Source organism: Kineobactrum salinum (assembly GCF_010669285.1).
GTDB lineage: Bacteria > Pseudomonadota > Gammaproteobacteria > Pseudomonadales > Halieaceae > Kineobactrum > Kineobactrum salinum.
This window is the reverse complement of record NZ_CP048711.1, coordinates 2,670,016-2,691,331: the sequence shown is the minus strand read 5'-3', so window position 1 is coordinate 2,691,331 and position 21,316 is coordinate 2,670,016. Positions and strand designations below refer to the sequence as shown.

Sequence of the window (21,316 nt, the reverse complement as noted above, 5' to 3'; positions counted from 1 at the left end):
ACAGGCCGGCCAGGTGCCCGGTTTCCCCCAAATGGCCAGGTGCCCGGCACCCCCAAAATAGATAGTGCCGGGATATGGGTGGCGAATTTTTGCGCAGATGCGCTTTTCCACCGGCGGCCACTCGCGTATCATTACGCCCCCTTCAAAGTCACTTTGCTGAAGCTGTTTGATGCTGCTGATCGGACCCTACAAACTGTCCAACCCCGTGGCACTGGCACCAATGGCGGGGTCACCGATCTGCCCTTCAGACGGCTTTGCTCGCGCCTGGGCGCCGGTCTCGCGGTGTCGGAAATGGTCAGCTGCAATCCCCTGCTGCGCGCGTCCGACAAGAGCCGGTTGCGTATCCGCCACGATGCAGAAACCCGGCCGCGATCCGTCCAGATTGCCGGCAATGACCCGGCCCGGATGGCTGCGGCGGCGCAGTACAACGTCGCGATGGGCGCCCAGCTCATCGACATCAACATGGGCTGCCCGGCCAAAAAAGTCTGCCGCAAGGCGGCCGGCTCGGCGCTACTGGCGGATGAGCCTCTGGTGCGCGCCATCCTGCAGGCGGTGGTGGCAGCGGTTGCCGTACCGGTGACCCTGAAGATCCGCACCGGCCCTGCTCCCGAGCGGCGCAACGGCGTCAGCATCGCCCGCATTGCCGAGGATGCGGGCATCGCCGCACTGGCGGTGCACGGCCGCACCCGGGCCTGCGCCTTCCGCGGCGAAGCCGAGTACGACACGATTGCCGCCATCGTAGCGGCGACTGACTTCCCGGTTTTTGCCAACGGCGACATCGATTCACCGGACAAAGCCGTCTCGGTGCTGGCCCATACCGGGGCCGCCGGCGTGATGATAGGCCGCGCCGCCCAGGGCCGTCCCTGGCTGTGCGGTCAGATCGCCGGCCGCCTGACTACCGGCATCACCCCGCCAGCGCCGCAGCCGCAACAGCAGTTCGAGCTACTGCTGCAGCATGTGGAGGCACTGCATGCATTCTATGGTGATTTCATGGGTCCACGCATCGCCCGCAAGCATGTGGGTTGGTATCTGCAGCAGCACCCATCGCTCGCAGCCAGGCGCAAGGCTTTCAATGCCCTGGACAGCGGGGCGGACCAATTGAAGATGATCGAACAGTTACTGTCCCGCTTTTGCAACAAGGAACTCGCAGCATGACGCAGGCTGAGCACCTCGCCGCATTGGCGCCCGTCGACCCGGCAACGTCGGCCTCCGAGTCCCACGACGGCCACCTGTGCGATGCCGTGACGCGAGCGGTGCGCGCCTACCTGGAGCAACTGGACGGCCAGACCACCACCGATTTCTACGATCTGGTGCTGGCCGAGGTGGAGGCTCCACTGCTGCGTGAAATCATGGCCTACACCCGCAACAACCAGACCCGGGCCTCGCGGATGCTGGGCCTGAACCGCGGCACATTGCGCAAGAAACTCAAGCAATACCACCTTCTTTCCGACAACAGCTGACAGGCAGTCCCACCATGAGCGACCCCCAATTCGTACCCGTCAAGCGTGCCTTGATCAGCGTTTCCGATAAATCCGGCATTGTCGAGTTTGCCGGGGCGCTGCGTGCTCTGGGGTGGAGTTGCTGTCCACGGGCGGAACCTACAGGCTGCTGCGCGACAGTGGGCTGGAGGTGACCGAAGTTGCGGATTACACCGGCTTTCCCGAAATGATGGACGGCAGGGTCAAAACCCTGCATCCGAAGATACACGGCGGCATCCTCGCCCGCCGCGGCCAGGATGACGCGGTCATGGCCAGCCACGGCATAGAGGCCATCGACATGGTCGTGGTCAACCTGTATCCCTTCGAGGCCACCGTGGCAAAACCGGACTGCAGCCTGGCGGACGCCGTCGAGAATATCGATATCGGCGGCCCGACGATGGTACGGGCAGCGGCCAAGAACCACCGCTTCGTCAATATCCTGGTCAACAGCGGCGACTACGAGGCCGTGCTGGATGAAATGCGGGCCAACAACGGTGCCACCAGCATGGCCACCCGCTTCGACCTGGCGATAAGGGCCTATGAACATACCGCTGCCTACGATGGCGCCATCGCCAACCATTTCGGCAAACTGGTGCCAGGCGGTTCAGCAGCCTTCCCCCGCAGCTTCAACACCCAATTGCGCAAGGCGCAGGAAATGCGGTACGGCGAAAACCCGCATCAGCGCGCGGCTTTCTATGTGGAGGCTACAGTGGCCGAGGCCGGCATCGCCACCGCCAATCAGTTGCAGGGCAAGGAGCTGTCCTACAACAACGTGGCCGATACCGATGCCGCGCTCGAATGTGTCAAGTGCTTCGACAAACCGGCCTGCGTCATCGTCAAGCACGCCAATCCCTGCGGGGTGGCCGTGGCCGACACCTTGCTGGAAGCCTATCAGCTGGCCTTCGCCACCGACCCGGAATCCGCCTTTGGCGGCATCATTGCATTCAACCGGGAACTGGACGAAGCGGCCGCCCGCGCCATCGTGGAACGCCAGTTCGTCGAGGTGATCATCGCCCCTGCGGTCAGCGACGCGGCCCGCGCAGTGGTAGCCAGCAAACAGAATGTGCGCCTGCTGGCCTGTGGCCAGTGGTCGGCCAGCCTGCCGGCGCTGGACTACAAGCGGGTCAACGGCGGCCTGCTGGTGCAGGACAGGGACCTGGGCATGGTCGACGAGGCAGACCTGAAGGTGGTGACAAAAATCCAGCCCACCGGGCAGCAGATGCACGATCTGCTGTTCGCCTGGAAGGTAGCCAAATTCGTCAAGTCCAATGCCATTGTCTATGCCGCCAACGGTCAGACCGTGGGCGTGGGCGCAGGCCAGATGAGCCGGGTGAACTCGGCCCGTATCGCCGCCATCAAGGCCGAACATGCCGGCCTCGCGGTCCGCGGCTCAGTGATGGCATCGGACGCCTTTTTCCCGTTCCGCGACGGCATGGACAATGCCGGCCAGGCAGGTGTTGCCGCGGTCATACAGCCCGGTGGCTCGATTCGCGACGAGGAGGTTATCGCCGCCGCGGACGAGCACGGCATGGCCATGGTGTTCACCGGCATGCGCCATTTCCGGCACTGACCAGCAGCCCGCTTGCGGCAAGGACAGCAACAAACATGAAAGTACTGATTATCGGCAGTGGCGGCCGCGAACACGCACTGGCCTGGAAGATTGCCCGGGAGGCGCACATGGAGCGGGTTTATGTGGCGCCGGGCAATGCCGGCACGGCCACTGAGCCCGGGGTGGAAAACGTCGCTCTGGAGGCAATGGACTTCGGCGGCCTGGCAGATTTTGCCCGCGCCCAGCAGGTGGCACTGACCATCGTCGGCCCCGAAGCGCCGCTGGTGGAAGGCATTGTCGACTACTTCCGCGAACGGAACCTGCGCTGTTTCGGCCCGGACCGGGGCGCGGCCCAACTGGAAGGTTCCAAGGCCTTCACCAAGGACTTTCTCGCCCGCCACGGCATCCCCACCGCCGCCTACGCCAATTTCACCGAACTCGCTCCGGCGCTGGCCTACCTGCGGGAGCAGGGCGCACCGATCGTGATCAAGGCCGATGGCCTGGCCGCGGGCAAGGGTGTCATCGTCGCCGAAACCCTGGCCCAGGCCGAGGCCGCGGTGACCGACATGCTGGCCAGCAACGCCTTTGGCGAGGCCGGCTGCCGGGTGGTGATCGAGGAATTTCTCGAGGGCGAAGAGGCCAGCTTCATAGTCATGGTGGACGGTGAGCATGTATTGCCAATGGCCACCAGTCAGGACCACAAGCGTATCGGCGAGGGCGACACCGGGCCCAACACCGGCGGCATGGGGGCTTATTCCCCGGCGCCGGTCGTGGATGCCAGCGCACATCAGCGCATCATGGACGACATAATTCTGCCCACGGTGCGCGGCATGGCGGCGGAAGGCAATGCCTACACCGGCTTCCTGTACGCCGGCCTGATGATCTCCGCCGACGGCGAACCCAAGGTTATTGAGTACAACTGCCGCTTTGGCGACCCTGAAACCCAGCCCATCATGCTAAGGCTGCGCTCCGAGCTGGCGGCATTGTGCAATCGCGCGCTGGACGGCGAGCTGGACCAGGTGCAGGCCGAATGGGATCCGCGCTGTGCCATTGGCGTGGTGCTGGCAGCGGCCGGTTATCCGGGCAACTATACCAGGGGCGCCGCGATTCACGGATTAACCGCGTCGCAGCCGGATCACGTCAAGATTTTTCATGCCGGCACTGCGCTCGACGGTGAGCAAGTCGTGACCAGTGGCGGCCGGGTGCTGTGCGTGACCGCCCTGGGCGAGGACATCGGTGCCGCCCGGCGCAATTGCTACCAGGCTGTCGATACCATCGCCTGGGAGGGCATGACCCTGCGCCGCGACATTGGTTGGCGGGCGCTGGCGCGCTATAGTTAGCGGAAAGTCACCTCTACCGAGCGCCCTTGCCATGCCAAGCCGACACCTGAGCCTGTTTGATCGCTTCATTGGAGAGACCGAAGCTGTTCTGCGGACCCTCTCCAACCGCAACCCGCCTCCCGGCCGCGCATCCCCGGCCGAAGGGCACAGTGACTGCCAGCTGGCCGAGGCGGAGCGAAGCCACGTGGCAGGACTGATGCGGGTCAACCATACCGGCGAAGTCTGCGCCCAGGCCCTGTACCAGGGGCAGGCGCTGACCGCGAAACTGCCCGATGTAAGACAGGAGATGCGCCAGGCGGCGAGGGAGGAGGAAGATCACTTGGCGTGGTGCGCGCAGCGCCTGCGGGAGCTGGGCAGTCGCCCGAGCCATCTCAATCCCGCCTGGTACGGCCTGTCATTCATGCTCGGCGCCACAGCCGGCGCCGTGGGCGACAAATGGAGCCTGGGCTTCGTCGCTGCCACCGAGGAGCGGGTATGCCGACATCTGCGCGACCACCTGCAGCAATTGCCCGCCGAAGACCGCAAATCCCAGTTGGTGCTGCAGCAAATGCTGGAAGATGAAGAGCGTCACGGAGAAAACGCGCTGGCCGCAGGCGGGGTCGACTTCCCGCCACCGGTCAAGGCGGCAATGACCGCGCTGTCACAATTGATGACCCGCAGCAGCTACTATATCTGAGCGTCCGCCCCGAATAGCGAGCCGCACGATCAGCTCACTCGCGGTTACTGGCGGGCCGGGTGTGGAGTTCGGTCACCAACCTTTGCGCAGGGCGCACTAGGCTGCGGCAAAAGCCTGCAGTTCATGGCTGTGACTCATTTTGACCCCCGCCGCGCCCAGCATAATGGAGGCGGAGCAGTATTTCTCGGCCGACAGCTCTACCGCCCGCTGCACCTGCTTTTCTTTCAGATCGACCCCGGTCACCACAAAATGCATGTGGATATGCGTAAATACCGCGGGCACAGCATCGGCCCGCTCGGCCTTCAGTTCTACCCGGCAGTCCACCACCTGTTGACGCGACTTCTTCAAGGTGCCAATCACATCGAAAGAGGAGCAGCCACCCAGGCCCAGCAGCAACATTTCCATTGGCCGGACGCCGAGATTGCGTCCGCCGTGATCGGGCGCACCGTCCATCACTACGGTATGGCCGCTGCCGGACTCACCGATGAACATGACCCCGTCCACCCACTTCACTGTTGCCTGCATGATTTCGCTGCCCTCCCCCTGAACAAAAAGCCGGAAAACCCAGTATATCAGTTTCCGTTTTACTTGCGCGGTGCGTGGGGTACCATTAGGGTGCGATACTGGCTGTGCGGACAGGAGATTGCTCAGTGCTAAAGCCCCAAATAACCAAAGCGATACCCACGGTGGAGAATTTCCTCCGCCACTGCAACCGTCACAGCTACCGCCCCAAACACGTCATTCTCCGGGAGGGCGCGCAAAGCGACTGTCTCTACCTGATCCTGGACGGGTCAGTCTCGGTGATGGTACAGGACGAGGCCGATTCCGAGCACATGATGGTGGTCAGCTACCTCAACGCCGGCGACTTCTTTGGTGAAATGGGACTCTTCGGTGCCTCTGCCGAAGTCCGCAGCGCGATGGTCGTCGCCCGCGAACACTGCGAAGTGGCCGAGATCTCCTACGAACGCTTCCACCAGATACGCAGCCTGTTTCCCGACATCCTGTTCGCCATTGCCCAGCAAATGGGCATGCGCCTGCGCCAGACCACGCGCAAGCTGAAGGACCTGGCCTTCGTCGACGTCTCGGGCCGGGTCGCCCACACGCTGATAGACCTGTGCAAACAACCCGACGCAATGACCCACCCGGACGGCATGCAGATCAAGATCACGCGCCAGGAATTGGGCAAGATCGTCGGCTGCTCGCGGGAAATGGCCGGCCGGGTGCTGAAGATTCTGGAGGAGGAAGGTCTGGTCGCAGTGTCCGGCAAGACCATGGTGGTCTACGGCACCCGCTGAAGCCAGCCGCCATATACAATCCTCCTTGCTCCACCCCGCCCGTTGCCGTTGGCAGCCGGGCTGCCGCTCCTTAAAAGAACAGTTCGCGCAACTTCTCGCCCGGCTCCTGGGCGCGCATGAAGGCCTCTCCCACCAGAAAGCCATGCACCCCGGCATCGCGCATCATGGCCACATCCTCGCGGCTGTGGATACCACTCTCTGTCACCAATAGCCGGTCCCCGGGTACATGTGGCAGCAGTGACAGCGTGGTATCCAGCGAGGTTTCGAAACTGTGCAGATCGCGGTTGTTGACCCCGATCAGCGGCGTATCAAGTTCCAGCGCCCGCTCCAGTTCAGCCCGGTCATGAACCTCTACCAGCACATCCAGATTGTACTCGGCCGCGGTCAATGCCAGTTCCTGCAACTGGGCGCGTTCCAGCGCAGCCACGATCAACAGGACCGCATCGGCACCGATGGCCCGGGCCTCAATGATCTGCCACGGATCCACCGTGAAGTCCTTGCGCAGCACCGGCAGTACGCAGGCCGCCCGTGCCTGCTGCAGATAGGCGTCCGCGCCCTGGAAAAAGTCCACGTCGGTGAGCACCGACAGGCAGGCGGCCCCACCGTGCTGATAGCTCTGCGCTATCTGCGCCGGCTGGAAATCCTCGCGGATGATGCCCTTGCTGGGCGAGGCCCGCTTGACCTCGGCAATGACCGCGGGCTGACCTTCGCCGACACGGGCCCGCAGCATGGCAGCAAAGCCGCGTACCGCACTCTGTTCGGTGATGCGTGACTCCAGATCGGCGAGCGACTGCTGCGCACGGCCCGCCGCGACTTCCTCCCGCTTGCGGGCAAGGATACGACGCAGGATGGTAGGGGCTGTCTCACTCACTGCGATTCACTCCCCGCGCCCATCAACTGGGTAAAGCTCACAAATTCCTTCATCTTCTCTTCTGCCTGCCCGGTGGCGATCAAATCCTCCGCCAAAGCCACTCCGTCGGCGATGGTGGCCGCCAGGCCGCTGACATAGATGGTGGCGCCGGCATTCATCGCGATCATCGCAGCCGCCTTGCTGGCCACGGCATCATCTTCGCGCCCCAGCGCGGCGCGAATCAGACTGGCCGATTCAGCTGCACTGCTGACCGCGAGCCCGTCAAGACTCTGGCGCTGCATGCCGAAATCCTCGGGAGTAATGTGGTAGTTGGAGATGCTGCCCCGGCACAGTTCCGTCACCTGGGTACTGCCGCTGATGGTGATTTCATCCAGGCCTCCGGCACCGTGGACCACCAACGCGTGCTCGCTACCCAACAGTTGCAGCACCTCCGCCAGCGGTTGGCAGAGGGTGGCATCGAACACCCCGATCAATTGCCGCCGCACGCCGGCGGGATTGGTCAGCGGGCCCAACACGTTGAACAGTGTGCGCATGCCCAGTTCCCGCCGCGGCCCCACGGAGTAGCGCATCGCTGCGTGGTGCGCCGGCGCGAACATGAAACCCATTCCCACACTGTCAATGGCGCGGGCCACCTGCTCAGGACTGAGGTTTATCGGCACCCCCAGCATCTCCAGCAGATCCGAACTGCCCGAGGTGCTGGATACTGAACGGTTGCCGTGCTTGGCCACACGGGCGCCGGCCGCCGCAACCACGAAAGTCGCCGCGGTGGACACATTGAAGAGGTTGGCACCATCGCCACCGGTACCGACCAGATCCACCAGATGCTCGGCACTGACGACCACCGGGGTCGCCAGTTCGCGCATTACTTCCGCCGCACCGGCTATCTCCTCGATGGACTCGCCCTTCATCCGCAGTCCTACCAGCAGCGCCCCGATCTGGGCGTCGGTAGCACCGCCGGACATCACCTGCCGCATCACCGCGGCCATCTCCTGACGGCCCAGATCCACACGCTCCACCAGCAGAGCAAGTGCCTGTTGTATCTCCATTGTTACCCTTCCTGAAGCTCGAGAAAATTGTGCAGCAAGTCATGGCCGTGGGCCGTCAGTATCGATTCGGGGTGAAACTGTACCCCTTCGACAGCCCACTGGCGATGGCGCAAGCCCATGATTTCGTCCAGCTCGCCGCTGTCGGTCTCGGTCCAGGCGGTGATCTCAAGACAATCCGGCAGGCCCTGCCGCTCCACTATCAGACTGTGGTAGCGGGTGGCCTCGAAAGGCTGCGCCAGGCCGCGAAACACGCCCGAGCCGCAATGATGGATGGGCGAGGTCTTGCCGTGCATCACCTGCCGCGCCCGCACCACGCGGCCGCCGAACACCTGCCCCATGCTCTGCATGCCCAGGCAGATGCCCAGGATTGGCAGCCTGCCGGCAAAGGTCTCGATCACCGCCATGGAGATACCCGCCTCATTGGGCGTGCAGGGCCCGGGAGAAATGACGATGCGCTCCGGCGCCAGGGCAGCGATATCCGCGACCGCAATGGCGTCATTGCGCACCACCTCCACCTCGGCGCCCAGTTCACCCAGGTACTGGACGATGTTCCAGGTGAAGGAGTCGTAATTGTCGATCATCAGGACCCTGGCCATATTAACCTTTTGATTTATCTAGAGTAATTCAGGTGATTCCCGATTGGGGTACGGTCTGCAGGATGCCCTGGCAGCCGCTTTTCGCCCCCACAAAGGCCAGCAGATGTCCCGCCAGGCGGCATACCCGGGATGTTGGCAGCGAGGATTTTCAACAGCATCGGGCATTCTCCTGAGTTCCTGGAGCCGCCGTGCCGGAGAGTCATCTGCTGAACCTCGCCGCCGTACGGCGGCAAGGTGCGGTTCGAGCCCGCAACGACATGCCGCACCCTATTTTATGCGGCACCACTGAGCAATGTTGATCGAAGCGGTACGGGCCATGGCAGACCGAAGTTCCATTAATCAGGAAGCTGCGTGGAAACCTGTCCGCAGCAGCTTCATACATTTTCTCTATTCTAGCATGGCCTTCAGGCTTGCCGTCTACAGCCGCCGCGGGGATAGCCACGCGCCGACAACGCGCCCCACATCCTCACCTTTGCTCTGACCTGTTCCGCGAAGCCAATGAAGAGGAACAGCAGCTATTGGAATACCTGCACAGCGCCGGAGATATTCGCCTTGAGCAGGAACGGCTACCGCCGGACTATGTACGCAGCTGCCTGCAAGATTGGCTCAACAATGGGAACCGCCCGGCACTGCGGTGAGGGGTCCTCCCCGTTCAACCTCACCGCCATTGCGTTTTATCCTTCTCGCCGGTGCGCCCCAGAAACTGCTGGAATTCCTCCACGGACAGCGGTTCGCTGCACAGATAACCTTGATACATGTGAGCGCCGAGATTTTTGACGAAAGCGAGCTGTTCTTCTGTCTCTACGCCCTCGACAATGACCTCCAGATTGAGATTGTAGGCCATGGCAACAATGGTTTTGACCAAGGCAGCATTCTGGATGTCTGTGGCGATGCCAGAGATGAAGGACTGGTCGATCTTCAGATAGTCGATCGGAAAGCGCTTGAGTTGCGACAGGTTGGAATAGCCGGTACCGAAGTCATCGATGGCTATCTTCACACCGAGCTGGTGCAATTCCGTCAGGATCGCGCAGGCGCGTTCCGGATTCTGCATTACCGCACTTTCAGTCACCTCCAGCTCGAGCCTGCCGGCTTCCAGGCCGGTTTTCTCAAGTACACCCTTCACAACCTCGACAAAGTTCTGGTGATTGAGTTGGTAGGTCGAGACGTTGACAGAGATTCCCTGCAACCGCTCCTCTCCTTGTGCCTCCCAACGCTTCATCTGCGTACACGCCTCGCAAAGCACCCACTCACCGAGCGACAGTATGAGGCCAGTATCTTCGGCAATGGGAATGAACTCCTCCGGTCCGATAATCCCCAGCTCTCTGTCATGCCATCGGGCCAGTGCCTCGACCCCCACGATACCGCCGCTGGCGATGGCGACTTTGGGCTGGTAAGCCAGCGTCAGTTCCGTACGACCAATGGCCAGGGCCAGATTGCGCGAGATCCTGTGGCGCCGTTCCACGGCGATGTTCATACCCGCTTCAAAGACCTGATAGTTATTCTTGCCAACGTCCTTGGCGTAGTACATCGCCGCATCAGCATGAGCCATCAGTTGCTGGATATCGGTGCCGTGCTGCGGATAGATACTGATGCCGATACTGGCGGATATACGGATCTCGTGACCCTGTATCACGAAGGTGTCGGAGAGTGCGATGCCAATTCTGCGGGCAACGGTTTCAAAGTCCTGGCGGTTTTCGCTTTCACCGAGGACCACCATGAACTCATCGCCACCCACCCTGGCAACGGTATCCATCTCCCGCAGGGTCTCTGTTATCCGTTTGGCCGCAGCCTGGATGACGGCATCGCCAATATGATGTCCCATCAAATCATTGACACTCTTGAAGCGATCCAGGTCAATGTAGAGGAAGGCGAATTCAAGCTTGCTGCGCTTGACCCTGGCCATGATTCTGCTTACCCGGTCTTCCAGCAAAACCCTGTTGGGCAATCGGGTCAGCGGATCATGCAGAAGCATGAATTGCAGTTCCTCATTCGCAGCCTGCAAAGACGCGGTCAGATAGCGTGTCTGCTGTGACTGAAACTTGTCGTGAACCGACAACAGAACCGCGATCAGCATGACACTGATGGACATCACTGCAACGAGGGTCGCCAGTTGTTCCGCCGACATGAGACTGGCCGCCGTACCCTGTGCGACTGTCGGGAAGCGGGCCGCAGCCATACCCGTGTAGTGCACGCCCGCAATGGCCGCGCCCATCATCACGGCAGCAGCCATGCGCTGCCAGATCGGTGGCCGGCCCGCGGGTGAATCAGAGCGGGGATTGACACGAAAGGCTATCCATAACGCGGCCACCGAGGCGCTCATTGCAATAAAAATCGAGGCGCCCACCAACGGGCCACTGTAGCTGATCGGTGGCTGCATTTTCATCGCAGCCATGCCCACGTAGTGCATGGCGCAAATCCCCGTCCCCATGGCCAGGCCTCCGGCCAGCAGCCGGACAAGCGTCAATTCGCCAGTGTTGACCACGGCAAGAGCAATACCAGAGGCGATCACCGCTGCCAGCATGGACAACAGCGTAAACGAAATATCGTAGCCCAGGTTTTCCGGCAGCATGAAAGCCAGCATGCCGATAAAATGCATCGCCCAGATACCTGTACCCATGGCAAAGGCGCCACCGGTGAGCCAGTAGCGGCCCGCCACTGCATCCTTACAGGCCCGGATACGCCCTGCAAGATCCAGTGCCGTGTAGGACGCCATAATGGCGATGATGCAGGACAAGGTGACAAGTAGCGGGCTGTAAATGCCTGTCATAACGGTCTTCTGTTATTGTAAGTCTTCAGTTCCCGGCAGTCCCCGATTGCCTGGCGCCCCGGGACAATATTCTGGCCAGGTTCAGGCTATACCATGAAAGTGTACTTCGCCATCGTTTTATGGGTGCAAGACCTGTAGGCCGACCGGGCGTCATGCCATCAATGCGCCCCCAGGACCTTGTCGATTTCTTCGGGCTTGTCGTGCACACCGAAGCGATCGACAATCGTGGCACTGGCTTCATTGAGCCCCAGCAGCTCCACCTCTATCCCTTCGCGACGCAACTTGATCACTACCTTGTCGAGGGCCGCCACCGCGGAAATATCCCAGAAATGAGCGCGAGTGAGATCTATCACCACTTTTTCCATGGCCTCGCGCAGGTCAAACTCACTGGTAAAGCGATCCGCGGAATTGAAGAAAACCTGCCCCACCACGTTGTAGGTACGAGTACTGCCTGCCTCGTCCAGCTCGGATGTCACATAGAGAAAGTGGCTGACCTTGTTGGCAAAGAACAGCGATGCAAGCAGCACACCTGTCAGTACACCAAACGCCAGGTTGTGGGAGGCGACCACCACCACAACGGTCACCACCATTACGATATTGGTGGACAGCGGGTGCTGCTTCATCCTGGTGATGGAGTCCCAACTGAAAGTACCGATGGCGACCATGATCATCACCGCGACCAGCGCTGCCATCGGGATCAGCGACAGCCACGGTCCGAGAAACACGACCATGACGATCAGGAATATGCCGGCAGCAAGCGTGGAAAGCCGGCCCCGGCCGCCGGACTTCACATTGATCACCGACTGGCCGATCATCGCACAGCCCGCCATGCCGCCCAGCAGCCCTGCGCCGATATTGGCAATCCCCTGGCCCTTGCACTCCCGGTTCTTGTCGCTGCTGGTGTCGGTCAGATCATCGACGATGGTGGCGGTCATCATCGATTCCAGCAGGCCAACGACAGCGAGTGATGCCGAGTAGGGCAGAATGATCATCAGGGTGGTGAGGTTGAGGGGCACATCCGGCCACAGGAAGATCGGCAGGGTATCCGGCAGCTGCCCCATGTCGCCGACAGTGCGCACATCGATGCCCACCACCACTGCAACGATAGTGAGGACGACGATACAGACCAGCGGCGACGGTACCAGCTTGCCGATCACAGGTACCAGGGGCAGCAAATAGATGATGCCGAGGCCCGCCAGGGTCATCGCATAAACGTGCCAGGTGACATTGGTCAACTCCGGCAGCTGGGCCATGAAGATCAGGATTGCCAGCGCGTTCACGAAGCCGGTCACCACCGACTTGGACACGAAACTCATCAGATTACCCAGCTTCAGGTAGCCCGCCGCAATCTGTAGTACGCCGGTCAACAAGGTGGCGGCCAGCAGGTATTCGAGCCCGTGATTTTTCACCAGGGTGACCATCAGCAGTGCCATGGCACCCGTCGCCGCACTGATCATGCCCGGCCGGCCACCCACGATGGCAATCACCACGGCAATGCAGAACGAAGCATAGAGACCGACTTTCGGATCCACACCGGCGATGATGGAAAATGCAATCGCCTCCGGGATCAACGCCAGGGCGACCACGATACCCGCCAGCAGGTCGCCGCGGATATTGCCGAACCAGTCGGCTTTGGTTGAATGGAGCAACATGAATATTCCTTTTACAGGAGAGCCTATAAAAACCCGCCGCTGGTTCAGACAGTACACGGGTCAGGTATTGCGTCGCCTCTGAGAGGCTGACTACATAATATGAAAGCTGTAATTCGCTTTGCGGCGCGAGCAAACAGATGCGCCGGCGGCAGTCAGGCCCTCAGGGCATCGCCCGCCGTGGCAAAAGCCAGGGAGATTTTCAACAGTCTGCTATGGGTCGACGGCCCCGGCCGCCGTGCCGGCGTCGGGTTCCAACCCGGCCAGCACCATGGATGCGGCCCGGAACATGGCCCTGGCCTTGTTGTGGGTTTCCTTCCACTCCAGTCGCGGCACCGAGTCCGCCACCACTCCGCCGCCGGCCTGGACGTAGAGCTTGCCATCCTTGATCACTGCGGTGCGGATGGCAATCGCGGTATCCATGTCACCAGCCCAGGACAGATAGCCTACGGCGCCGCCGTACACGCCGCGTTTGACCGGTTCCAGTTCATCGATGATTTCCATCGCCCGGATCTTGGGCGCGCCGCTCAGCGTACCCGCCGGCAGGGTTGCCCGCAGCACGTCGATGGCCGACTTGCCCGGCTGCAGCCGGCCGCTGACATTGGAGACGATATGCATGACGTGGGAATAGCGCTCCACCACCATCTGGTCAGTGAGGCTGACACTGCCGGTGGTGGCGATGCGGCCCACGTCGTTGCGGCCCAGATCGATCAGCATCAGGTGCTCGGCCCGCTCCTTCGGGTCCGCCAGCAGCTCCGCCTCCAGCGCCGCATCCTCAGCCTCGGTGCGGCCGCGGCGGCGGGTGCCCGCTATCGGCCGCACGGTGACCTCGCCCTGCTCCAGCCGCGCCAGGATCTCGGGCGACGACCCGACGATATGAAAGTCCCCCAGATCCAGGTAGTACATGTACGGCGAGGGATTGAGATTGCGCAGCGCGCGGTAGAGATTCAGCGGCGGCGCGGTAAACGGCACCTCCAGGCGCTGGGAGGGCACCACCTGCATCACATCCCCGGCCAGCACATAGTCCTTCACCCGCTCTACCGCGCGCTCGTACTCGGGCTGCGTGAAATGAGAGCGGGCGGAGGTTTCCAGCATATCGCTGTCGGCACCGTGTAGAACCACCTCCGGCAGCGGCGGCATCGGCTGGGGTAGGCGCCGGGCCAACTCGCGCAGGCGCTGTAGCGCGTGCTCCAGCGCATCTTCCCGGGCAGGGTCGGCGTTCACTATCAACTGGATGGTGCCGGCCAGATTGTCGAATACCAGCACCTCTTCGGACAGCATCAGCAGGATATCGGGAGTGCCCAGTTCGTCCGGCGGCGCGCCGTCACGCAGGCGCGGCTCAACATAGCGCACCGTGTCATAGCCAAAGTACCCCACCAGGCCACCGTGAAATACCGGCAGTCCCGGCTGCGGGGCGGTGCGATAGCGCTGCTGGAAGGATTCGACAAAGGCCAGCGGATCCGCCACCGCCTGCTGTTCGACAACGGCACCGTCAATCAGTACTTCCACCCGGTAGCCGCACACCCTGAGCAGGGTGCGGCAGGGCAGGCCTATGATGGAGTAGCGGCCCCATTTCTCGCCGCCCTGCACCGATTCAAAAAAGTAGGAATAGGGCCCCTCCGCCAGCTTGCGGTAGGTGCTGACCGGGGTTTCCAGGTCGGCCAGCACCTCGATACTGACGGGAATACGATTGTAGCCCTGCGCTGCCAGCGCCGCGAAATCCGTGCTGTTCATGCCGCCGCCAGCTCGGCCCGCAGGGTATCGATCACCGCGCGGTAGTCGGGAGCATTGAAAATCGCCGAGCCGGCGACAAAGGTGTCAGCCCCGGCGGCGGCAATCTCGCGGATATTGGCTGTGCCCACGCCGCCGTCGACCTCCAACCGGATCGGATAGCCCGACGCGTCGATCAGGGTCCGCGCCTCACGCAGCTTGTCCAGCGTGGCGGGAATGAAGGACTGCCCGCCAAAGCCCGGGTTCACCGACATCAGCAGTACCATATCCACCTTGTCCAGGACGTACTTAAGCGGCTCCAGTCCCTGGTGTGGATTGAACACCAGACCGCTCTTGCAGCCGGCGTCGCGGATCATCTGCAGCGAGCGATCGACGTGGATGGAGGCGTCGGGATGAAAGGTAATATAACTGGCCCCGGCCTCGGCGAAGTCGCCGATCAGCCGGTCCACCGGGCTGACCATCAGGTGGACGTCGATCGGCGCCGTCACGCCGTGCTTGCGCAACGCCTTGCAGACCATGGGTCCAATGGTGAGATTGGGCACGTAGTGGTTGTCCATCACGTCGAAGTGGACGATATCCGCACCCGCCGCCAGTACGGCATCGACTTCCTCGCCGAGACGGGCGAAATCGGCCGACAGGATGGAGGGTGCGATCAAGTAGTCGCGCATGGTGTGCTCCAGTGGCGGAAAGCCCGCTATTCTAGCCGCAAACCGCCGCCGCTTCACCCACGGACGGCAAAAACAGCTGACCTGGCTTGCGCCTGATCTGCGCTCCCGGGCCGGCCACAGGCCTCAGCCCGGGGAGCCGGAGACACCGGCACCGCGCAGGCGCGCATCCAGTTCATGCAGCCGCTGTGGCGTACCGACATCCTCCCAGGCGCCGGGGTAATGTTCACCCTGCACCCGGCCGGCGGCAATGGCGGCGTCCAGTAGCGGCCGCAACGGCAGCTTGCCGGCGGCCATGCCAGCGAAGAACTCCGGCGTGTAGACTCCCAGTCCGGCATAGGTGAGGCCGGTCTGTGCCGCGGGACGCGCGGCCACCGCGCCGTGGCAATCGAGACAGAAATCGCCGCCGGGATGCTGTGGCGGATTATCCACCAGCACAAGGTGGGCCCGGCCGGCCGCCAGCGCCCGCTGCTCCAGCAGGCGCGCCAGCGGATAATCGCTCCAGATATCGCCGTTGATGACCATGAACGGCGCACCGCCCAGCAGCGGCAGCGCGCGGTGTATGCCGCCGGCGGTCTCCAGCGGGCTGGGCTCCGGGGAATAGTCTATCCGCACCCCCCAGCGCGAGCCGTCGCCACAGTAGTCCCGCAGCTGGCCGGCAAGATGGGAGACATTGATCACCAGCTCGCGCACCCCCTCCCGCGCCAGGGCGCGAATGTGGTATTCCAGCAGTGGCTGACCCGCCACCCGCAGCAGCGGTTTGGGAGTATGTGCAGTAAGGGGCCGCATCCGTTCGCCCACTCCCGCAGCCAGAATCATTGCCCGCATCAGCGCCCGCTCCAGGACTGGTCTGCGATTGCCGGCTGCAACCGCTGCCGGAACCAGTCGTGAAACGCATCCAGCTGCACATCCTGCCCGGCATAGACCTGTAATACCTCGAGGATATGCTCCAGTACCAGCGGCAAGTCCGCCAGATAGGCCGTCTTGCCATCGCGTAAACTGAGCCGGGCGAAGGTGCCCAGCACCTTCAGGTGGCGCTGCAGGCCCATCCAGTCAAACCAGTGCAGGAAGGTGCTGTCATCCACCGCCGGCAACAGCCCCGCCGCATGCAGGCTGTCGCGATGGCCCAGCGCCCATTGTTCAACGCGGGCGCGGGGCCAGCGGATATAGCAATCGCGCAGCAGGGAGACGGGATCGTAGGTCACCGGCCCCAGCACGGCATCCTGGAAATCGATCACCGCGAGGCTGTCATTTGCCAGGCACATCAGGTTGCGGCTGTGGAAATCGCGATGCACCAGCACCCGCGGCTGGGCCAGCGCGCTGCCAATCAACGCGGCGTCCAGGCCGGCGAGCATGGCCTGCTCCCCGGCATCGAGATCCAGCCCCAGCAGGCGCTGCAGAAACCACTGGGGAAAGCGGGCCAGCTCCTCCGCCAGCAACTGCGCCGCGTACTCGGGCAACGCGACGGCCGCGGTGTCCGCCGCCGCCAGCTGGCGCAGGATGGCCAGCGCCTGGCCGTAGTAGTGGTCGACATTGATGCCGTTGAGCCGGGACAGCAACAGTGCGTCCCCCAGATCCTCCAGCAGCAGGTAGCCGCGCTCCTGGTCCGCCGCCAGCACCTCAGGCACCCGCACCCCGGACTGCGCCAGCAGTGCATCCACCGCAAGAAATTCCCTGTTTTTTTCGGTCGCCGGTGGAGCATCGACCACAATCACAGTACGGAGAGGCAGCTGCAGGCGAAAATAACGCCGGTTGCTGGCATCGCCGGCCACCGGGCTCAGCTGCGCTTGCGTGGCCGGCAACTGCAGGGCGGTACATGCCCAGCTCAATATTTCGCCGAATGATGAACGATCAGACAAGGCGGACTCCTGTGACAAAAAAGTCCCGGACAATACCCGGGTGATGCTTTATCATCCCGTTTTATACCAGAAAATGCATCTTACCTTGATGATCCCGGCCATTTCCCGCAATTCACAGCACCGCCCTGCAACACGACTCCGCCAGTTGGTGTTGGGTGTCGGCCTGGCGCTGCCGCTGCTGGTGTCTGCTCAACACGACGAGAGCGGCCAGGCTCATCTCGATTGGGTGCCGGAAAAGTCAGTACCCGAAGCGCTGCGCGACAAGCGCTGCCGCAGCTGCGGCGGTCGCTATCTCGATCCGCTGGCGGAATCCGACCCGGCGGATGACCCGGAAACTGCCGACATCCGCGCCCAGGCCAGCGAATCGGAACTGCAGGGCGACGACGTCTACCTGCGTGGCGGTGTCTCGGTGGACCAGGGCTATCGCCAGCTGCGGGGGGAGGACGCGCATTTTGACCGCAGCGTACGCCAGGGCACCGTCAGCGGCGGCATTACGCTGCGCGAGCCCGGTGTACTGCTGCGCGGCAAGGAAGCCCAGTATTCCGCCGATACCGGCGAAGCCAGCATCCGCGACAGCGAATTCGTGCTCCACGAGCAGCATCTGCATGGCACCGCCACCCGGCTGCGCAGGGATGCCGACGGCCTGCTGTTCGTCGAGGGCGGCGAGCTGTCCTTCTGCGCGCCCGATGACGAGCAGTGGGCCATTCGCGCCAACAGTATCGAACTGGACGTGGCAGAGGGCCTGGGTACCGCGCGCGGCGCCAAGCTGGACCTGGGCGGCATCCCGGTACTGTACCTGCCCTGGGTCCGGTTCCCGCTGGACGACCGCCGCCGCACCGGATTGCTGTGGCCGGACCTCAGCTCCGATACCAGTGGCGGCCTGGATATCGCGGTGCCGGTCTACTTCAACCTGGCCCCCAACTACGATCTCCTCTACGTTCCGCGCTACATCCAGGAGCGCGGCACCAACCACGAACTGGAGGCCCGCTATACCGACCGCAGGATCGGCTTCTGGTCAGTCGGGGGCGCCTACATGCCCGAGGACGACCGTTTCCAGCGGCAACGCCCCGAGGAAGGGGACCGCGAACGCTGGTTGAGCGTGGTTAAGCACAACGGCCTGTTCGACCAGCGCTGGCGCTCGCGGGTGGACTACAGCAAGGCCAGCGATGTCGACTACTTCAAGGACCTGGATACCTCCAACCTGGAAAACCGGCGCCGCACCAACCTGCTGCAACTGGGATCGCTGGATTATCTGGGTGACGACTGGCTGATAGGCGCGGACATCCAGCAATACCAGTCACTGGCCGACGATATCAACAATGACTACCAGAAACTGCCGCAGCTGACGGCGCGCTTTCGCGGCGACAACACCCCGTTTGAATTCGACCCGATCGTGCTGGCCCAATACTCCTACTTTGATACCGACGACGACAGGGTGACCGGCCAGCGCGTCTATATGGAAGGGGGCGCCACCTACCCCATGCTGTGGCAGTCCGGCTTCCTCAAGCCCACGGCCAAATACCGCTACCTGGAGTACGAACTGACCAACCCCGACAACGCGGGCACCGACAGCCCGACGGCGGGCTCCGCCCTGGCCAGCCTGGACGGGGGCCTGTACTTCGAGCGCCACACGGCGCTGGCCGGGCGCGGCCTGTTGCAGACCCTGGAGCCGCGCATCTTCTATCTGTTCAGCGAATATGAAAACCAGCTCGACCAACCCGACTTCGACAGCGCGGAACTCACCTTCAGCTACAACCAGCTGTTCCGGGAAACCCGTTTTTCCGGCCGCGACCGGCTGGACGACGCCAACCAACTGTCGGTAGGCCTGACCACCCGCTATATCAGCGACGAGGATGGCCGCGAATACCTCAACGCCAGTCTTGGGCAGATCTACTACCTGGATGACCGGCGGGTACGGCTGGATCCCCGCGACGGCCCGCTGGACCAGTCCAGCTCCGAAATGGCGGCTGAGGTCAACTTCTACCCCAACAAGCGGCTGAGCCTGCGCAACAGCCTGGTATGGGACCCGGACAGCGGGAACATGAACGCCGGCAACCTGCAGGCCCGCTACCAGCGCGGGGACGGGGCCGTGTTCAACGTCGGCTATTCCTACCGCCGGCCGCTGACGCTGGTGGACCGCGACATCGTCACCGCCCAGGCGCACCTGTCCACCTACTACCCGATCAATGACCGCTGGCGAGTGTTTGCCGCCCTCAACTACAGCGTGGAAAGCAACACTAGCATAGAAGATATGTTCGGAATCGAATACGATAGTTGCTGCTGGCGTATTCGCCTGCTGCATCTGCGCTATTTCGACACTGCCGGCCGCCAGAACCCCGATTTCAGCGATCCTGACCTGGAACGGGAGTACTCCACCCAGGTCCAGGTGGTTCTCAAGGGCATGGGCGGCTTCGGTAGCCGGGTGACCGACCTGCTTGAAGATATGATTCGAGGTTTCCACGATCGTGACTATTAAATCTGCATTGCTGGCCACAGGCCTAGCCATCGCCCTGTTCACCGCGGCTGCAAGCCAGGCGCAGACCGAGATGCTCGACCAGGTCGTGGCTATCGTCGATGACGACGTGGTAATGGCCAGCGAGCTGCGGGAACGGGTCCAGACCATCACCCAAACCCTGCAGGCGCGCGGGGTCGAGCTGCCGCCCGAGGATGTGCTGATACGCGAGACGCTGGATCGCCTCATCCTGGAGAGCATCCAGCTGCAGATGGCAAACCGCGTCGGCGTACGTATTTCGGACGCCCAGCTCAATGCCGCGATGGAGCGCATCGCGGCGCAGAATCGCATGGGCCTGGACGAATTCCGCGCCACCCTGGAGCAGGAAGGCCAGTCCTATGCCGCAATGCGCGAGCAAGTCCGGCGCGAGATGACCATCCAGCGGGTACAGTCCGGCAACGTCAACCAGCGCATCCAGATCACCGAACAGGAAGTCATGAATTTCCTGCGTTCTGCCGAGGGCCAGAAAGTGGCCCAGCCCGAATACCGTATCGTCCACGCGCTGCTGCCGCTGGGCTCTGACGCCCGCGCCAGCGAAGTGGCCGAAGCCGAAGCCTTCCTGCAGCAATTGCTGGTGCGCATTCGCGGCGGTGAGCCCTTCGACCAGGTGATCTCCGACAGCACCGATGAGTACCAGTTCAGCGGCGGCGACCTGGGCTGGCGTAAACTGGAAGACCTGCCCAGCCTGTTCAGCGAGGTGGCCCCCGAGCTTGCCGCAGGAGAGACATCCGATCCCATCCGCAGCCCCAGCGGGCTCCACCTCGTCCACGTGCTGGACCTGCGCGGTGGCGAGCAGGTAGTGTCGCAGACCAGGGTGCGCCACATCCTGATTCGCCCGTCCGAAGTGATGAGCTCGGAACAGGCCGAAGCCCTGGCCACCGAACTGAAGGCGCGCGCCGAGGCGGGCGAGGACTTCGCCGACCTGGCCCGGGAGTACTCCGAGGACATCGGCTCCGCCCAGGAGGGCGGCGACCTTGGCTGGACCAGCCCGGGCCAGATGGTGCCGGAATTCGAGACCGCGATGGCGGAAACCGAAGTGGGCGAGATATCCGACCCGGTGCAGAGCCAGTTCGGCTGGCACGTGCTGGAAGTACTGGAACGCCGCGAGCAGGACATGACCCAGGAAGCGATCAAAGCGCGCGCGACCGAAGTACTGCATCAGCGCAAATACGAAGAGGAACTGGATGCCTGGCTGCGCAAGATTCGCGACGAGGCTTTCGTCGATATCAAGTAGCCTTAGTATGACGGTGCCGAGAATTACCATCCCCGGCGGGAATAAACC

General features: G+C 62.8%; 16 protein-coding genes and 2 pseudogenes. 8 read left to right on the top strand and 10 right to left on the bottom strand.

The features are described from left to right. The first annotated feature begins 169 nt into the window (after positions 1 to 169). The 5 genes and pseudogenes from dusB (at position 170) to coq7 (ending at position 5,043) form a co-directional block, all read left to right on the top strand. Positions 170 to 1,155 (top strand): annotated as a pseudogene (gene dusB / locus G3T16_RS11770) (tRNA dihydrouridine synthase DusB). After that, positions 1,152 to 1,460 (top strand): DNA-binding transcriptional regulator Fis, encoded by a 309-nt coding sequence (fis, locus tag G3T16_RS11765; protein WP_163495432.1) that lies wholly within the window; start codon positions 1,152 to 1,154, stop codon positions 1,458 to 1,460. Before dusB ends, fis begins: the two are co-directional and overlap by 4 nt. A 14-nt stretch (positions 1,461 to 1,474) precedes the next feature. After that, positions 1,475 to 3,048: pseudogene (purH, locus tag G3T16_RS11760) on the top strand (bifunctional phosphoribosylaminoimidazolecarboxamide formyltransferase/IMP cyclohydrolase). A gap of 35 nt (positions 3,049 to 3,083) precedes the next feature. Then, complete coding sequence (gene purD / locus G3T16_RS11755) at positions 3,084 to 4,367, top strand: phosphoribosylamine--glycine ligase (RefSeq protein WP_163495431.1); 1,284 nt, start codon at positions 3,084 to 3,086, stop codon at positions 4,365 to 4,367. A gap of 31 nt (positions 4,368 to 4,398) precedes the next feature. Continuing rightward, positions 4,399 to 5,043, top strand: coding sequence for a 2-polyprenyl-3-methyl-6-methoxy-1,4-benzoquinone monooxygenase (gene coq7, locus G3T16_RS11750; RefSeq protein ID WP_163495430.1), 645 nt, complete (start codon positions 4,399 to 4,401; stop codon positions 5,041 to 5,043). A 96-nt stretch (positions 5,044 to 5,139) separates the two neighbouring features. Here coq7 and G3T16_RS11745 read toward each other — a convergent pair whose 3' ends face one another. Beyond that, the gene (locus tag G3T16_RS11745) at positions 5,140 to 5,568 is read right to left on the bottom strand and encodes an OsmC family protein (protein ID WP_163495429.1); all 429 of its coding nucleotides are present in this window, start codon (positions 5,566 to 5,568) and stop codon (positions 5,140 to 5,142) included. A gap of 125 nt (positions 5,569 to 5,693) precedes the next feature. On the opposite strand from G3T16_RS11745, the gene crp reads away from it, so the two are divergent. Then, positions 5,694 to 6,338 carry a cAMP-activated global transcriptional regulator CRP gene (crp, locus tag G3T16_RS11740; RefSeq protein WP_163495428.1) on the top strand — a complete coding sequence of 215 codons (645 nt, stop codon included), beginning with the start codon at positions 5,694 to 5,696 and terminating at the stop codon, positions 6,336 to 6,338. A 70-nt stretch (positions 6,339 to 6,408) separates the two neighbouring features. On the opposite strand, the gene trpC is transcribed toward crp, so the two are convergent. From trpC to G3T16_RS11695, 9 genes are all read right to left on the bottom strand, one after another. Further along, positions 6,409 to 7,209, bottom strand: coding sequence for an indole-3-glycerol phosphate synthase TrpC (gene trpC / locus G3T16_RS11735; RefSeq protein WP_163495427.1), 801 nt, complete (start codon positions 7,207 to 7,209; stop codon positions 6,409 to 6,411). Beyond that, complete coding sequence (trpD, locus tag G3T16_RS11730) at positions 7,206 to 8,255, bottom strand: anthranilate phosphoribosyltransferase (protein ID WP_163495426.1); 1,050 nt, start codon at positions 8,253 to 8,255, stop codon at positions 7,206 to 7,208. The genes trpC and trpD overlap by 4 nt, the downstream gene beginning before the upstream one ends. 2 nt (positions 8,256 to 8,257) lie before the next feature. Next, positions 8,258 to 8,851 carry an anthranilate synthase component II gene (locus G3T16_RS11725; protein WP_197911654.1) on the bottom strand — a complete coding sequence of 198 codons (594 nt, stop codon included), beginning with the start codon at positions 8,849 to 8,851 and terminating at the stop codon, positions 8,258 to 8,260. Positions 8,852 to 9,509: 658 nt separating this feature from the next. Then, positions 9,510 to 11,618, bottom strand: coding sequence for a putative bifunctional diguanylate cyclase/phosphodiesterase (locus tag G3T16_RS11720; RefSeq protein ID WP_163495425.1), 2,109 nt, complete (start codon positions 11,616 to 11,618; stop codon positions 9,510 to 9,512). A 158-nt stretch (positions 11,619 to 11,776) separates the two neighbouring features. Further along, the gene (locus G3T16_RS11715) at positions 11,777 to 13,270 is read right to left on the bottom strand and encodes a SulP family inorganic anion transporter (protein WP_163495424.1); all 1,494 of its coding nucleotides are present in this window, start codon (positions 13,268 to 13,270) and stop codon (positions 11,777 to 11,779) included. Between the two features lie 210 nt (positions 13,271 to 13,480). Beyond that, positions 13,481 to 15,001 (bottom strand): anthranilate synthase component I, encoded by a 1,521-nt coding sequence (gene trpE, locus G3T16_RS11710; protein WP_163495423.1) that lies wholly within the window; start codon positions 14,999 to 15,001, stop codon positions 13,481 to 13,483. Beyond that, positions 14,998 to 15,666, bottom strand: a complete 669-nt coding sequence (rpe, locus tag G3T16_RS11705) for a ribulose-phosphate 3-epimerase (RefSeq protein ID WP_163495422.1) — start codon at positions 15,664 to 15,666, stop codon at positions 14,998 to 15,000. Before rpe ends, trpE begins: the two co-directional genes overlap by 4 nt. A gap of 123 nt (positions 15,667 to 15,789) precedes the next feature. Next, entirely contained in the window at positions 15,790 to 16,491 is a 702-nt protein-coding gene (murU, locus tag G3T16_RS11700) for an N-acetylmuramate alpha-1-phosphate uridylyltransferase MurU (protein WP_163495421.1), read from the bottom strand. Next, positions 16,491 to 17,522 (bottom strand): aminoglycoside phosphotransferase family protein, encoded by a 1,032-nt coding sequence (locus G3T16_RS11695; RefSeq protein ID WP_232059049.1) that lies wholly within the window; start codon positions 17,520 to 17,522, stop codon positions 16,491 to 16,493. Before G3T16_RS11695 ends, murU begins: the two co-directional genes overlap by 1 nt. A gap of 148 nt (positions 17,523 to 17,670) precedes the next feature. On the opposite strand from G3T16_RS11695, the gene G3T16_RS11690 reads away from it, so the two are divergent. Together G3T16_RS11690 and G3T16_RS11685 are read left to right on the top strand one after the other, a co-directional pair. Next, a complete protein-coding gene (locus G3T16_RS11690) occupies positions 17,671 to 19,998 on the top strand; it encodes an LPS-assembly protein LptD (protein ID WP_232059369.1) in 2,328 nt (775 codons plus the stop codon). After that, positions 19,988 to 21,268 carry a peptidylprolyl isomerase gene (locus G3T16_RS11685; RefSeq protein WP_232059048.1) on the top strand — a complete coding sequence of 427 codons (1,281 nt, stop codon included), beginning with the start codon at positions 19,988 to 19,990 and terminating at the stop codon, positions 21,266 to 21,268. The genes G3T16_RS11690 and G3T16_RS11685 overlap by 11 nt, the downstream gene beginning before the upstream one ends. Positions 21,269 to 21,316: the final 48 nt, after the last annotated feature.

Excerpts from the sequence above, each read along its gene's own strand:
- fis (WP_163495432.1), top strand. The coding sequence starts at position 1,152 with ATGACGCAGGCTGAGCACCTCGCCGCATTGGCGCCCGTCGACCCGGCA.
- purD (WP_163495431.1), top strand. The coding sequence starts at position 3,084 with ATGAAAGTACTGATTATCGGCAGTGGCGGCCGCGAACACGCACTGGCC.
- coq7 (WP_163495430.1), top strand. The coding sequence starts at position 4,399 with ATGCCAAGCCGACACCTGAGCCTGTTTGATCGCTTCATTGGAGAGACC.
- G3T16_RS11745 (WP_163495429.1), bottom strand. The coding sequence starts at position 5,568 with ATGCAGGCAACAGTGAAGTGGGTGGACGGGGTCATGTTCATCGGTGAG.
- trpD (WP_163495426.1), bottom strand. The coding sequence starts at position 8,255 with ATGGAGATACAACAGGCACTTGCTCTGCTGGTGGAGCGTGTGGATCTG.
- G3T16_RS11725 (WP_197911654.1), bottom strand. The coding sequence starts at position 8,851 with ATGGCCAGGGTCCTGATGATCGACAATTACGACTCCTTCACCTGGAAC.
- G3T16_RS11720 (WP_163495425.1), bottom strand. The coding sequence starts at position 11,618 with ATGACAGGCATTTACAGCCCGCTACTTGTCACCTTGTCCTGCATCATC.
- G3T16_RS11715 (WP_163495424.1), bottom strand. The coding sequence starts at position 13,270 with ATGTTGCTCCATTCAACCAAAGCCGACTGGTTCGGCAATATCCGCGGC.
- trpE (WP_163495423.1), bottom strand. The coding sequence starts at position 15,001 with ATGAACAGCACGGATTTCGCGGCGCTGGCAGCGCAGGGCTACAATCGT.
- rpe (WP_163495422.1), bottom strand. The coding sequence starts at position 15,666 with ATGCGCGACTACTTGATCGCACCCTCCATCCTGTCGGCCGATTTCGCC.
- murU (WP_163495421.1), bottom strand. The coding sequence starts at position 16,491 with ATGCGGGCAATGATTCTGGCTGCGGGAGTGGGCGAACGGATGCGGCCC.